Raw genomic sequence first — 13,027 nt, forward strand, 5'->3', positions numbered from 1 at the left:
TGCTGGCTTCCGTAGGGCTGCTGCGAGCCGTAGGGCTGCTCCCCGTACGGCTGCTGCCCGCCCTGGGGCTGCTGCTGCCCGTACGGCTGCTGCTCGCCGTAGCGGGGCAGGCCGCCGTACGGCGAGCCCTCGTGCGGTCCCGGCCGTCCGGGCTCCTCGTGTCCATGCGGCCGGTTCTCCTCCGGCCCTTCCCCGGACGCGGGGTCTCTCGGCGGTTGCGTCATGTCGTCAGCGTGGCCGCGCTACCGCCGTCCAAACATCGCCGCGTCCGGGATCGTCCGAAATGTTCACCTGCGGATGATCAAATCCTGCCGGTCACTGGGGGCCGGGGCCGTTCGCCTGGTGCGGGGCGGGCGTCCGGGCGTACGGGTTCGGCGTCCACGGGGACGCCTTCATCACCACCGTGCCGGCGACCTTGTCGTGCAGCGCCTGGCGCCGCTCGTCCCACAGGATCCAGGCGTTGTCGATCAGGCCGACGAGACCGAGGATCCCCGCGGCGGGCGTCAGGAAGTTGAGCACCACGGTGACGATCGTGATCGCGTAGACGAACGCCTGCCGCCCGAACGCCTGGCCCCACGTCACCGCCGACTGGTCGGACGCCTTCACCACCCGGATGCCGAACGCCTTCTTGCCGAGCGTCTGCCCGAACTTGGCGTGCAGGACGGTGAAGTACGCGAAGCCCAGCACGAAGACGACCGCGTACCCGACCAGCAGCACCGGGATGTTGTAGAGGTCGAGCGGGTCGGTGACCGGCTCACCGGACTCGATGGACTCCTGCATCTTGTCCCAGCGGATGGAGATCAGGGCCGCGGGGACGGCCGCGATGCTGAGGATGACGCTGTCCAAAATCCCCGCGCCGAGCCGGGCGAGGCGTCCGGCCGGTCCGTCCTGGGGGCCGCCGGGCGCGCCGTAGCCGGGCAGGGGCGGGGCCTTGGGCAGCGGCTGGCCGTACTGGGGCGGGCCCGGCCGGCCGTATCCGGCCGCAGGAGGAGGCGGAGCCGCACCGGGCTGGGAGCCGTACGTCCCTTGGTAGGGCGGCGGCCGCTCGGACGAGGGCGGCGCCTCCGGGGCGGGCTCGGATCGGGGGCCCGTCGGGTCGCCGTCCGGGGGCCGGGGGTTCTCAGGGGGTTCGCTCATGCCCCCACAGTGTGCCCTCTACCGGCCACGATCGGGTCACCGGGAAACGCCCGGCCCGGCTCCTCCGCTACGGGAACCGGACCGGACCCCCGAGTCCCGGGGCGGGCGTCACAGGTTCCCGCGACGCGCCTGCTCCCGCTCGATCGCCTCGAACAGCGCCTTGAAGTTGCCCTTGCCGAAGCCCAGCGAGCCGTGCCGCTCGATCAGCTCGAAGAACACGGTCGGACGGTCCTGGACCGGCTTGGTGAAAATCTGCAGCAGGTAGCCGTCCTCGTCCCGGTCGACCAGGATGCGGCGCTTCTGCAGCTCCTCGATCGGCACGCGGACCTCGCCGATGCGCGCCCGCAGCTCGGCGTCCTCGTAGTAGGAGTCGGGGGTGTCGAGGAACTCCACCCCGGCCGCGCGCATCCGGTCGACCGAGGCCAGGATGTCGCCCGTGGCGAGCGCGATGTGCTGCACGCCCGGCCCGCCGTAGAACTCCAGGTACTCGTCGATCTGCGACTTGCGCTTGCTCTCCGCGGGCTCGTTCAGCGGGAACTTCACCTTGCGGGTGCCGTCCGCGACGACCTTGGACATCAGCGCCGAGTACTCGGTCGCGATGTCGTCGCCGATGAACTCCGCCATGTCGGTGAAGCCCATGACGCGGTGGTAGAAGTCGGCCCACTCGTCCATGCGCTCGACGTTGCCGACGCAGTGGTCGATCGCCTGGAAGTAGCGGTCGCCCGGCTCCACGATCGGGTCGGCCGGCGCGAACCCCGGCAGGTAGGGGCCGGTGTAGTTCGAGCGGTCGACCAGCGAGTGCCGCGTCTCGCCGTAGGTGGCGATCGCCGCGACGGTCACCTTGCCGTGGTCGTCCTCCAGGACGTGCGGCTCCTCCAGACCCGTGGCGCCCTTCGCGAGCGCGTGCCGGTAGGCGTGCTCCACGTCCGGGACCTCGATCGCGAGGTCGACGACCCCGTCGCCGTGCTCGGCGATGTGCCGGCCGATCTCCGTGCCCGCCTTCACCGGGCCGCGGAACACGAACCGGGCGCTTCCGGACTCCAGCACGTGCACCGCCTCGTCGGGGCTGCCGTTCTCCGGGCCCTTGTAGGCGACCCGGCGCATCCCGAACGCGGTCGAGTAGTAGTGGGCGGCCTGTTTGGCGTTGCCGACGGCGAAGACGACGGCGTCCATACCCTTGACCGGAAACTCATCCATGCTCACCAATCTCGACATGCGGCTACAAGGTGCGCAAGGGTCGCCTGAATCGCTGGACAAACTGTACAGTGAAACGCGGTTCTTGCCGGTATTTCTGTACATGGTGACCACGGTCACGGGAGGCGGCGTGGCGATCGACGACCTGGACGCACGGCTGATCGAGATGTTCACCGCCGAACCGCGGGTCGGCGTGCTGGAGGCGTCCCGCCGGCTCGGCGTCGCCCGCGGCACCGTCCAGGCGCGGCTCGACCGGCTGGCCAGGGACGGCGTCGTCGCCGGCTTCGGCCCGGAGATCGACCCGGCCGCCCTCGGCTACGGCGTGACCGCGTTCGTCACCCTGCAGCTGCGCCAGGCGGGCGGCCACGACCCGGTCGCCGCGCGGCTCGCCCAGGTCCCCGAGGTGATCGAAGCGCACACCATCACCGGCCCCGGCGACATGCTGTGCCGCGTCGTGGCCCGCAGCAACACCGACCTGCAGCGCGTCATCGACGTCATCGTGGACGTGGCGGGCGTCGAGCGCGCCTCCTCGGTCATCTCCCTGGCCACCCAGGTCCCCTACCGCACCCTCCCCCTGGTCCGCGCCGCCGCCGAAAGAGAGAAAGCCGAAGAAGACCAATGAGCGGTGCCGCCGCGCGGATCGTGCCCGGGGCTCCTCGGCCGCCGTGCAGGCAAGCCGTGCAGGCAAGCGAAGTCGAGCCTCCGGCGCGTATCGCGCCGGAGGCTCGCCGATCACTGATGAGGGGCTCTGACGAGCCTTCACTCGCACGCGTGCAGCGCTAGAGGCTCGTGGAGTCGGAGCCCTCGGGACAGGGCCGCTGGACCGGGGTCAGGCGGCTCCGTAAGGGGTCGCGTCGAGGATCTCGACCGTCATGGAGCGGCCGTTGGGCAGGGTGTAGGTGGCCTTGTCGCCGACCTTCTTGCCGTCGATGGCGGAGCCGAGGGGCGACTTCGGCGAGTAGACGTCGATGGGGGCGCCGACCTCCTCGCGGGAGGCGAGCAGGAACGTGACCTCCTCATCGTCCCCCTCGAACGAGACCGTGACGGTCATGCCGGGGCCGACGACGCCCTCGGTGCGCGGAGCCTCCCCGACGCGCGCGTTCTCCAGGATGCTCTGGAGCTGGAGGATCCGGCCCTCGATCTTGCCCTGTTCCTCCTTGGCCGCGTGGTAGCCGCCGTTCTCGCGCAGGTCGCCCTCCTCCCGCGCCGCCTCGATCTTCTGAGCGATCTCGATGCGGCCCGGGCCCGACAGGTGGTCCAGCTCAGCCTTGAGCCGGTCGTACGCCTCCTGGGTGAGCCAGGTGACGTTGTCAGCGCGGGTCTCGGTCACGGGTACTCCTCATCCACATGTTGCGATCCTCACCCGCCCACGCGGGTGGGTGTCACATCGACATGAAGTGCGGCCGGGTGAAACCTCTAGCCTATCCGGTGTGTGCGGGTAAAGGTTCCCTGAACTCGGCGTCCGCAATCCGCCAATCGTTGTTCGCCGTTCACCCGGCATACCGTCCCGCGGAGGGTTCAGCCCGTGCGGCAGTCGCGGATCCGGGCTCCGGTGGCCCGCCGCGGCGTCGCCAGGGTCTCCGTCCCCTTGACGCTGGACTTCCCGGCCGGCACTGAGACCTCCTTCTGCGCAAGGATCGCGAAGTCGGTGTCGTACGCGTCCACCGTGCAGCGGACTTCGTCGTCCGTCCCCTTGGCGACCGTGTAGTTGATCGTCACCGAGGTGTCGGTGATGTCGTAGGACACGGTCTGCGGGACGATCCCCGGAGTCTGCCCGGTGTACGCGGCGAGAATCCCGATGCCGCCCGCCAGCAGCGCCGCCAGCGAGCCGGCGACCACCATCCCGAGCCTGCCCCGCCGGGGTTCGGCGGGCGCCGCTGGTTTCGACACGCTCGTCGTCATGGCGGGGAATCTCCGTGCGGTGTGCGGACGTTGTCAGGGACAATTCTCGTCTGTGCCGGCGCATGCCTCGAACCGGGGGGCGCCAAAGGAAAGAGTCCCGAGAGGAAGATCCGTGTCCGAGGTCATCGACGGTACGACGCTCGACCGGCCGTGCGGCGGCGGAGCCGAGCCGCTGCGGCTCATGGCGGTGCACGCCCACCCCGACGACGAGTCCAGCAAGGGCGCGGCCACGATGGCGAAGTACGTGGCGGACGGCGTCGAGGTCCTCGTCGTCACCTGCACGGGCGGCGAGCGCGGCGACATCCTGAACCCCGCGATGGACCGGCCGGAGATCAAGGCCGACATCGGCAAGGTCCGCCAGGAGGAGATGGCGCGGGCCCGCGAGATCCTCGGCGTCCGGCAGCGCTGGCTCGGCTTCGTCGACTCCGGCTTCCCCGAGGGCGACCCGCCGCCGCCCCTGCCGGAGGGCTGCTTCGCGCTGGAGCCGCTGGAGACCGCCGCCGAGCCGCTGGTGCGCGCCGTCCGCGACTTCCGCCCGCACGTGATGCTCACCTACGACGAGAAGGGCGGGTACCCCCACCCCGACCACGTGAAGTGCCACGAGGTGTCGGTGGAGGCGTTCGAGGCCGCGGGCGACCCGGAGCGCTACCCCGGCGCGGGCGAGCCCTGGCAGCCGCTCAAGCTCTACTACCACATGACGTTCAGCAAGGACCGCATCCTCGCGCTGCACACGGCGATGGAGAAGGCCGGCCTTGAGTCGCCCTACGGCGACTGGATGAAGCGCTTCGAGGACGACGACGGCACGCGCGCCAAGTGGGACGTGACCACCCGCGTCCCGTGCGCCGACCATTTCGAGACCAGGGACCGCGCCCTCCTCGCCCACGCCACGCAGATCGACCCCAACGGGTTCTGGTTCGTCGTCCCGCTGGACATCCAGCGTGAGGCATGGCCGACCGAGGACTACCATTTGGCCAGGTCCCTCGTCGACACCGAGGTGCCGGAGGACGACCTGTTCGCCGGCATCCGGGAGAAGGTGTGTCTGTGATGCCGCCCCTCTACGCCATGCCGCTGAACGACGACACGGTCACTCCCGGCGTCCTCGGCTTCATGGTCTTCCTCGCCCTCCTGGCCGCGACCGTCTTCCTGATCCGCTCGATGACCAAGCAGATGAAGAAGATCCAGGCCCCCCGCGAGGAGGACCTGAAGCAGCAGGAGTGGGAGCGCGAGCAGGAGGCCGAGAGCGCCGCGCGGGCGAAGGGCCCCGCCGGCGACGCCTGACGGCGGCCGGTTCGATCGGGCCGCGCCCGGGGAGGACCCTCCTCGTGCGCGCGAACTTCGAGGACGCCTACCGGGAGCTCGCCCCGGCCGCGGCCCGGCTGCTCGGCCTGCTGAGCCTGCCGCCCGCCGACGAGATCGGCCCGGCCGCGGCCGCCGCCCTCGCCGGCGTGCCCGAGGCCGAGGCCCGCGAGCTGCTGGCGGCGCTGACCGAGCGCGGCCTCGTCACCGCGTCCGGTGACCGCTTCAGCCTGCCCGGCGACGTCCGCGACGAAGTGCGGGCAAAGGTCGGCCAGGACGAGGCCGAGGCCGCGCTCCGCCGCCTGCTCGACCACACCCTCACCCCCGCGACCGCCGGCGACGATCCCCAGGGCGCGGCCCTCCTCGACCGCGAACGCTGGGCCGAAGCCGCAGAGGTCATGCAGGAGCGCCTCGACCGGGCAGAACAGGACGGCGACCCGCACGCCATCCTGGTGGCCCGCCACGACCTCGCCCGCGCCCTCGTCAAAACGGGCGCCCTGGACCGCGCCATCGACCTGCTCGGCCCGCTCCCGGAAGAATTCGCCGCCCTCCCCGACCCCGACCACCGCAACCGGGCCCGCGCCCTGACCACCCTGGGCGAGGCATACCTGCGCGTACGCCGCCCCGTGGCAGCCACCAACTTCTTCGGCCAAGCGCTGGAGATCCTGCGCGAGCACGGCACGCCCCGCGAACAGGCGGCCATGTTCGTCCACATCGCCGACGCCGCCCACCAGCGAGCCGACCACGCCGCAGAGACCGCCGCACTGATTCAAGCGCTGTTGACCCAGGGGGGCGACCCCCTGGAACCCCCGCCGCGAGCCGGTCGATCCTCGCGCCGCGGTGCTGGTGGGTCGTGACCGTGCGGGTGTGCGGCGGGCGCTGCGGTCGCCCGGCTCGGCGGGTCGTGCGGCCTTCGGGCGCTGGGCGCCCTGCGGCCGCCCGACCCGTGGGCTGCTGACCCAGGGGGGCGACCCCCTGGAACCCCCGCCGCGAGCCGGTCGATCCTCGCGCCGCGGTGCTGGTGGGTCGTGACCGTGCGGGTGTGCGGCGGGCGCTGCGGTCGCCCGGCTCGGCGGGTCGTGCGGCCTTCGGGCGCTGGGCGCCCTGCGGCCGCCCGACCCGTGGGCTGCTGACCCAGGGTTAGATCTTGCGGTGGTTCCAGCTGACTATGCGGTCGGGCTCCATGACGATGAGGACGCGCTTGGCGAGGGCCTGCTCGATGCCCTCCGCGATCACCGGGTCGACCGGCTCGCCGATCTCCGGGACGGGGAGGCCCGCCATCCGGGAGCCGACCACCATGCCGACCAGGCTGCGCTGCTTCGGGTCCTCGATGACGAGGCCGCGGCCGTACAGCGCGACGCCGCGCAGCTCGCCGTACTCGACGCCGTCCTCGACCAGGCAGGTCATGGTCGGGTTGCGGCGCAGGTTCAGCACCTTCTGCGACGCCTTGTACGTGGTGAAGGCGATCTTGCCGTCGAGCAGCGCGTAGAACATCGTGACGAGGTGGGGGGCGCCGTCCTTCCCGATGGTGGCGACCTGCACCTTGTAGTTGTCCGCGAGGTAGGACGCCACCTCGTCCGGCGTCATCTTGATCTGGTCGCGCTTGCTGCCGGCCAACGGGGCCTCCCTGGTTCGCCTGTATCGCGCACAGAATAACCAAGCGCTTGCACGGCGCCGCCGCCAGGCACCATGGGGGGATGTCGGTTCGCGATCTGATCGTCCTCGGGTCCGCCAGCGCGGTGCCCACGAAGGCCCGCAACCACAACGGCTACCTGCTGCGCTGGGACGGCCGCGGCGTGCTGTTCGACCCGGGCGAGGGGACGCAGCGGCAGATGTCGCGGGCCGGGGTCTCCGCGAACGACGTGACCTGGATCTGCGTGACGCACTTCCACGGCGACCACTGCCTCGGCGTGCCCGGAGTCGTCCAGCGGATCGCCCGCGACGGCGTCGAGCACCCGGTGGACGCGGCGTTCCCGGCGAGCGGGCGGCGGTACTGGGAGCGGCTGCGGCACGCCGCCGTCTTCCGCGACACCGACGTGGTCCGCGAGCGCCCGGTCTCCGGCGACCGGATGGCGCTCGACACCGGGGACGCCCCGTTCACCCTGGTCGCGCGGCGGCTGTCGCACCCGGTCGAGGCGTACGGGTACCGGCTGGAGGAACCGGACGGGCGCACCATGCTGCCCGCCGAACTCGCCGCGCGGGGCGTCCGGGGGCCGATGATCCGGCGGCTCCAGGAGGAGGGCCGCGTCACCGCACCGGACGGCCGCACGGTGACCCTCGACGAGTGCAGCGTGCCCCGTCCAGGGCAGAAGGTCGCCTTCGTCATGGACACCCGGCTCTGCGACGGAGTCCGTGAACTGGCCGACGGCGTGGACATGCTCGTCATCGAATCCACGTTCCTGCACGAGGACGCGGATCTGGCGGCCGAGTACGGTCACCTGACGGCGGCGCAGGCGGGCGCGGTCGCGGCGGAGGCGGGCGTCCGGCATCTGGTCCTCACGCACTTCTCCGAGCGGTACCCCGCCGAGGACGAGCACCGCTACCTGGACGAGGCGTCCGCCGCGTTCGGCGGCGAGATCACCCTCGTCCACGACCTCGACCGGATCCCCCTGCCGCCGCGCCGCCTAACCGGGGCGAAACGTGGGGAGGATTGACGGCATGGCTGATGAGTGCGATGTCGTGGTGATCGGGACGGGCCCAGGGGGAGAGGACGCCGCGGGGAGGCTGGCGGAGGCCGGCCTGTCGGTCGTCGCCGTGGAGTCCCGGCTGGTCGGCGGCGAATGCCCCTACTACGCGTGCGTCCCCACCAAGATGATGGTGCGCGCGGCGGGGATGGTCGAAGAGGCCCGCCGCATCCCCGGGATGGCGGGCAAGGCGACCGTGGACGCCGACTGGGCGCCGGTCGCGGCCCGCATCAGGGACGAGGCGACCGACTCGTGGGACGACAAGGTCGCCGCCGACCGCCTCACCGGCAAGGGCGTCCGGCTGGTCCGGGGCGAGGGCCGCATCACCGCCCCCGGCGAGGTCGCGGTGAACGGCCAGGTCTTCCGCGCCCGCCGGGGCATCCTCCTCAATACCGGAACAGCGCCGACCGCCCCGCCCATCGACGGCCTCGCCGGCACCCCGTACTGGACGAACCGGGAGGCCGTCAAGGCCACCGAGGTCCCCGCCTCGCTCCTCGTCCTCGGCGGCGGCGTGGTCGGCGCGGAGATGGCGCAGGTCTTCTCCCGCTTCGGCAGCCGCGTCACCGTCGTCGAGGCCGCCGACCGCCTCCTCATGAACGAGGAGCCGGAGTCGAGCGCCCTGATCCAGAAGGTCTTCGAACGCGAGGGCATCGGCGTCCGCACCGGCGTGAACGTGACCGGTGTCCGCCACGACGGCGGCGAGTTCACCATGCGCCTCGGCGACGAGTCGCTCTCCGCCGACCGCCTCCTGGTCGCGACCGGGCGCCGCCCCAATCTGAAGGGCCTCGGCCTCGACCGCGTCGGCCTGGACGAGAACGCCCGCAGCCTCTCCGTCGACGGCCACATGCGCGCCGCCGACGGCGTGTGGGCGATCGGCGACATCACCGGAATGGGCGCGTTCACGCACGTCTCCATGTACCAGGCCGCCATCGCCGCCCGCGACATCCTCGGCGAGGAGGGCCCGCCCGCCGCCTACCGCGCCGTTCCCCGCGTCACCTTCACCGACCCCGAGATCGCGTCCGTGGGCCTCACCGAAGCGCAGGCCCGCGACCAGAACCTCCCCGTCCGCACCGGCATGTCGCAGATCCCCGACTCGGCCCGCGGCTGGATCCACAAGGCCGGCAACGACGGCTTCATCAAGCTGGTCGAGAACGCCGAATGGGGCACCCTGGTCGGCGCCACCGCCGTCGGCCCGTCCGCCGGCGAAGTCCTCGGCTTCCTCGCCGTCGCCGTCCACACCGAGACCCCGACCGCCGGCCTGCGCGACATGATCTACGCCTACCCCACTTTCCACCGCGCCATAGAACCCGCCCTCGCCGACCTGTCCGAGTAGTGGCGGCTCAGGGGGAGTGATGCGGCGGCCCCATCGGGCAGGATCGGGTGCATGAACCGGCTCAAGGACGCGACAAGCCCGTACCTGCTCCAGCACGCCGGGAACCCGGTGGACTGGTGGGAGTGGAGTGACGAGGCTTTCGCCGAGGCGCGGCGGCGAGATGTCCCCGTTCTCCTTTCCGTCGGATATGCCGCCTGCCACTGGTGCCATGTGATGGCTCACCAGTCCTTTGAGGACGAAGAGACCGCGCGGGTCATGAACGAGCTGTTCGTGAACATCAAGGTGGACCGGGAGGAGCGGCCGGACATCGACGCCGTCTACATGGAGGCGACCCAGGCCATGACGGGCCAGGGCGGGTGGCCGATGACGGTGTTCATGACCCCGGACGGGCATCCGTTCTACTGCGGGACGTACTTTCCGCGCACGCAGTTCCAGGCGCTGCTGCAGGCCGTCCACAAGGCGTGGACGGAGCAGCGCGACGAGGTGGTCGGGCAGGGGCAGCAGGTCGTCACCGCGCTCACCTCGCGGGGGTCGGGGCTGGCCGGGGCGCAGGCGCCCGGTGAGGAACTGCTCGCCCACGCGGTGAAGGTGCTCGCCGCGTCGTACGACAAGGCGCGCGGCGGGTTCGGGGGCGCCCCCAAGTTCCCGCCGTCCATGGCGCTGGAGTTCCTGCTGCGCCACCATGCGCGGACGGGCGACGAGGAGTCGCTCGCGATGGCGTCGCACACCCTGGAGGCGATGGCCCGGGGCGGGATGTACGACCAGCTCGGCGGCGGGTTCGCGCGGTACTCCGTGGACGCGCAGTGGGTCGTCCCGCACTTCGAGAAGATGCTCTACGACAACGCGCTGCTGGCGCGGGTCTACGCGCACTGGTGGCGGCTCACCGGGACGCCGTTCGCGCGGCGGATCGCGCTGGAGACGTGCGACTGGATGCTCCGCGACCTGCGCACCGACCAGGGCGGGCTCGCGTCGGCGCTGGACGCCGACAGCGAGGGCGTCGAGGGCAAGTACTACGTGTGGACGCCGGAGCAGCTCCGCGAGGTGCTCGGCGAGGACGACGGCGCGTTCGCGGAGGACCTGTTCGAGGTCGCGGGGACGTTCGAGCGCGGGACCTCGGTCCTGCAGCTCCTGAGCGACCCGGACGACGCCGAACGGTACGAGCGCGTGCGGACGGCCCTGCTGTCGGCGCGCGCGCACAGGGTTCCCCCCGCCCGGGACGACAAGGTCGTGGCGGCGTGGAACGGGCTCGCGATCGCCGCGCTGGCCGAGTGCGGCGCGCTGTTCGACCGGCCTGACCTCGTCCGGGCGGCCGAGGAGGTGGCGCGGCTCCTGGCGGACGTGCACGAGCGCGACGGGCGGCTCACCCGGACGTCCAAGGACGGCGTCGCGGGCGCCAACGCCGGCGTCCTGGAGGACTACGCCGACGTGGCCGAGGGCCTGATCGCCCTGCACGGCGTCACGGGGGAGCCTCGGCACGTGCGGCTGGCCGGCGAGCTGCTGAACACCGTCCTCGAACGGTTCGCGGACGGTTCGGGCGGCTTCTACGACACCGCCGACGACGCGGAGCGGCTGTTCCGGCGCCCGCAGGACCCGACCGACAACGCGACCCCGTCCGGGCAGTTCGCGGCGGCCGGGGCGCTGCTGTCGTTCGCGGCGCTCACCGGCTCCGACCGGCACCGGCAGGCCGCCGAGGCGGCGCTGGCCCCGGCCGGGGCGCTGGCCCGCGAGCACGCGCGCTTCGCGGGCTGGGGGCTGGCCGTGGCGGAGGCGCACGCGGCGGGCCCGGTGGAGATCGCGGTGATCGGCGACCCGGCCGACGAGCGCACGAAGGCCCTGCACCGCACGGCCCTCATGGCGGCGGCGCCCGGCGCGGTGGTGAGCCCCGGCCCGCCCGGCGCGGGGGGCGTCCCGCTGCTGGAGGGGCGCGGCCTGGTCGGCGGCGCGCCGGCGGCGTACGTGTGCCGCGGGTTCGTGTGCCGGCTGCCGGTGACGACCCCGGCCGACCTCGCTCGTGAACTACGTGGGCAATGACTACGTGGGCAATTGGACTGATAATCCACTTTGTGGCAACGTGACCTTGGTCTCGCTCCGGCTTTGTGTTACCAATGAGTAGCCGAGGTGGAACTGACCGGATGGGGCAGAGCGGGCGAGGGTGCCGGGTGGCGTCCCGGGTATCTGGACGATGGCCGGCCATCTGAGTCATAGTCGTGTGTCAGGACGGTCAGGGCGCAGGGCGACCTTCGAGGAGTGTGGCAGTGGGAAAGCCGAACCGCCGGGTCCTACCAGCGATCATCGGCGTTTCGGTGCTCACGACCCTCGCCGCCGATGTGGCCGTGCTCATCGCGCACGACGACGCCCCCGCGCAGTCCCGGCAGGACGAGAAGCGCGCCCGGTACGTGGCCGCGTCCGGCAGCACGAACCTGGCGGTCGCGCCGCTCGGCAAGCGGCTTTCCCCGCACGTCCTGGTGGCGGCCCCGCAGTCGCTGCCCGCGGACGTCGTGCAGAAGATCCGCGGCGCCAAGGGCGTGCAGGGCGTCGAGGTCGTGGACGCCGTGCAGGGGATGGTCGCGGGCAAGCGGGTCGGCCTGATGGGCGTGAACCCGTCCACGTTCCGCAACTACACGCCGAAGCCGACGGCCAAGTCCGACGCGCTCTGGCGCAACGTGGCGTCCGGGGACGTGGCGATCTCGTTCACGATGGGCAGCGACGGCGGCGTCGAGCTCGGCAGCCGGGTGCCCGTGGGCGGCAAGCGGCACCAGTCGCAGCTGCGCGTCGGCGCCTACGCGACGATGGGCATCAGCGACGTCGACGCGGTCATCTCGCACGCCACCGCGCAGGCCCTCGGGATGCCGAGCGGCAACGCGATGCTGATCAGCGTCCCGAAGACCAAGCCGAAGACGTTCATCAAGAAGCTCCGCAAGGTCCTGCCGAAGCAGGCGAAGGCCGTCGCGGTCAACCCGGAGATCGACTTCCCGAAGTCGTCCGCCTCTAACGGCCAGGTCATGACCGCGCAGCAGGTGCGGACGGTCATCAAGGCGGCGTACACGCGGCTCGGCTGGCCGTACGTGTGGGGCGGCGAGTCGGAGGCCGAGGGCGGCTACGACTGCTCCGGCCTGATGCAGTTCGCGTTCGCTAAGGCCGGCATCAGGCTGCCGCGCGTCGCCGCCGACCAGGCCCGCGCCGGCTGGGTGATCCCGTACAGCAAGGCCGAGCCGGGCGACATGCTCATCTGGGCGAACGACCCGACCGCCCCCGGCTACATCTCGCACATCGCCCTCTACCTGGGCGACGGCAAGATGATCGCCGCACCGCGCCGGGGCACGGTGGTCCAGGTCCAGAACGTCTACACCCGCAACATGCGCGGCGCGGTCCGGGTGAACCCCAAGGCAGCCGCCAAACTGGCCGCGGCCCTAGGCGGCTGACGACCCACGGGACGACAATTGACCCCTCTTGGACGAGGACAATCCAAACCCTCTTGGAC

The 13,027-nt window shown here is 71.8% G+C and carries 13 protein-coding genes and 1 pseudogene; 8 read left to right on the top strand and 6 right to left on the bottom strand.

Annotation, left to right across the window (positions count from 1 at the left end):
• From ACIWVC_RS28440 to hppD, 3 genes and pseudogenes are all read right to left on the bottom strand, one after another.
• Window positions 1–224 (bottom strand): annotated as a pseudogene (locus ACIWVC_RS28440) (hypothetical protein); the annotation flags it as partial.
• Window positions 225–315: 91 nt separating this feature from the next.
• Window positions 316–1,137, bottom strand: coding sequence for an RDD family protein (locus ACIWVC_RS28445; protein WP_396448292.1), 822 nt, complete (start codon window positions 1,135–1,137; stop codon window positions 316–318).
• A 108-nt stretch (window positions 1,138–1,245) separates the two neighbouring features.
• Window positions 1,246–2,334, bottom strand: a complete 1,089-nt coding sequence (hppD, locus tag ACIWVC_RS28450; protein WP_396448293.1) for a 4-hydroxyphenylpyruvate dioxygenase — start codon at window positions 2,332–2,334, stop codon at window positions 1,246–1,248.
• A gap of 127 nt (window positions 2,335–2,461) precedes the next feature.
• Between hppD and ACIWVC_RS28455 the strand changes: the two genes are divergently transcribed.
• Window positions 2,462–2,953, top strand: coding sequence for an Lrp/AsnC family transcriptional regulator (locus ACIWVC_RS28455; RefSeq protein WP_396454802.1), 492 nt, complete (start codon window positions 2,462–2,464; stop codon window positions 2,951–2,953).
• 207 nt (window positions 2,954–3,160) lie between these two features.
• On the opposite strand, the gene greA is transcribed toward ACIWVC_RS28455, so the two are convergent.
• Together greA and ACIWVC_RS28465 are read right to left on the bottom strand one after the other, a co-directional pair.
• A complete protein-coding gene (greA, locus tag ACIWVC_RS28460; RefSeq protein WP_396448294.1) occupies window positions 3,161–3,661 on the bottom strand; it encodes a transcription elongation factor GreA in 501 nt (166 codons plus the stop codon).
• Between the two features lie 188 nt (window positions 3,662–3,849).
• Complete coding sequence (locus ACIWVC_RS28465; RefSeq protein WP_396448296.1) at window positions 3,850–4,233, bottom strand: DUF4307 domain-containing protein; 384 nt, start codon at window positions 4,231–4,233, stop codon at window positions 3,850–3,852.
• A 181-nt stretch (window positions 4,234–4,414) separates the two neighbouring features.
• On the opposite strand from ACIWVC_RS28465, the gene mca reads away from it, so the two are divergent.
• From mca to ACIWVC_RS28480, 3 genes are read left to right on the top strand one after another with little or no spacing between them, the layout of a single operon-like run.
• Complete coding sequence (mca, locus tag ACIWVC_RS28470; protein ID WP_396448300.1) at window positions 4,415–5,278, top strand: mycothiol conjugate amidase Mca; 864 nt, start codon at window positions 4,415–4,417, stop codon at window positions 5,276–5,278.
• Window positions 5,278–5,511 carry a hypothetical protein gene (locus ACIWVC_RS28475; protein WP_396448297.1) on the top strand — a complete coding sequence of 78 codons (234 nt, stop codon included), beginning with the start codon at window positions 5,278–5,280 and terminating at the stop codon, window positions 5,509–5,511. The genes mca and ACIWVC_RS28475 overlap by 1 nt, the downstream gene beginning before the upstream one ends.
• Before the next feature lie 44 nt (window positions 5,512–5,555).
• Window positions 5,556–6,386 (top strand): tetratricopeptide repeat protein, encoded by an 831-nt coding sequence (locus ACIWVC_RS28480; protein WP_396454803.1) that lies wholly within the window; start codon window positions 5,556–5,558, stop codon window positions 6,384–6,386.
• Between the two features lie 283 nt (window positions 6,387–6,669).
• Here the strand turns inward: ACIWVC_RS28480 and ACIWVC_RS28485 are convergent, their stop codons facing one another.
• Complete coding sequence (locus ACIWVC_RS28485; RefSeq protein WP_396452979.1) at window positions 6,670–7,146, bottom strand: pyridoxamine 5'-phosphate oxidase family protein; 477 nt, start codon at window positions 7,144–7,146, stop codon at window positions 6,670–6,672.
• Between the two features lie 80 nt (window positions 7,147–7,226).
• Between ACIWVC_RS28485 and ACIWVC_RS28490 the strand changes: the two genes are divergently transcribed.
• The 4 genes from ACIWVC_RS28490 (at window position 7,227) to ACIWVC_RS28505 (ending at window position 12,968) form a co-directional block, all read left to right on the top strand.
• Entirely contained in the window at window positions 7,227–8,183 is a 957-nt protein-coding gene (locus ACIWVC_RS28490; RefSeq protein ID WP_396452981.1) for a ribonuclease Z, read from the top strand.
• Between the two features lie 4 nt (window positions 8,184–8,187).
• Entirely contained in the window at window positions 8,188–9,546 is a 1,359-nt protein-coding gene (locus tag ACIWVC_RS28495; RefSeq protein WP_396452983.1) for a dihydrolipoyl dehydrogenase family protein, read from the top strand.
• Window positions 9,547–9,597: 51 nt separating this feature from the next.
• Window positions 9,598–11,577: a thioredoxin domain-containing protein gene (locus ACIWVC_RS28500; protein ID WP_396452985.1), complete on the top strand. Its 1,980-nt coding sequence runs from the start codon at window positions 9,598–9,600 to the stop codon at window positions 11,575–11,577.
• A 224-nt stretch (window positions 11,578–11,801) separates the two neighbouring features.
• A complete protein-coding gene (locus ACIWVC_RS28505) occupies window positions 11,802–12,968 on the top strand; it encodes a C40 family peptidase (RefSeq protein WP_396452986.1) in 1,167 nt (388 codons plus the stop codon).
• Window positions 12,969–13,027: the final 59 nt, after the last annotated feature.

It is taken from the genome of Actinomadura sp., from assembly GCF_044508335.1.
In the GTDB taxonomy this organism is placed as follows: domain Bacteria; phylum Actinomycetota; class Actinomycetes; order Streptosporangiales; family Streptosporangiaceae; genus Spirillospora.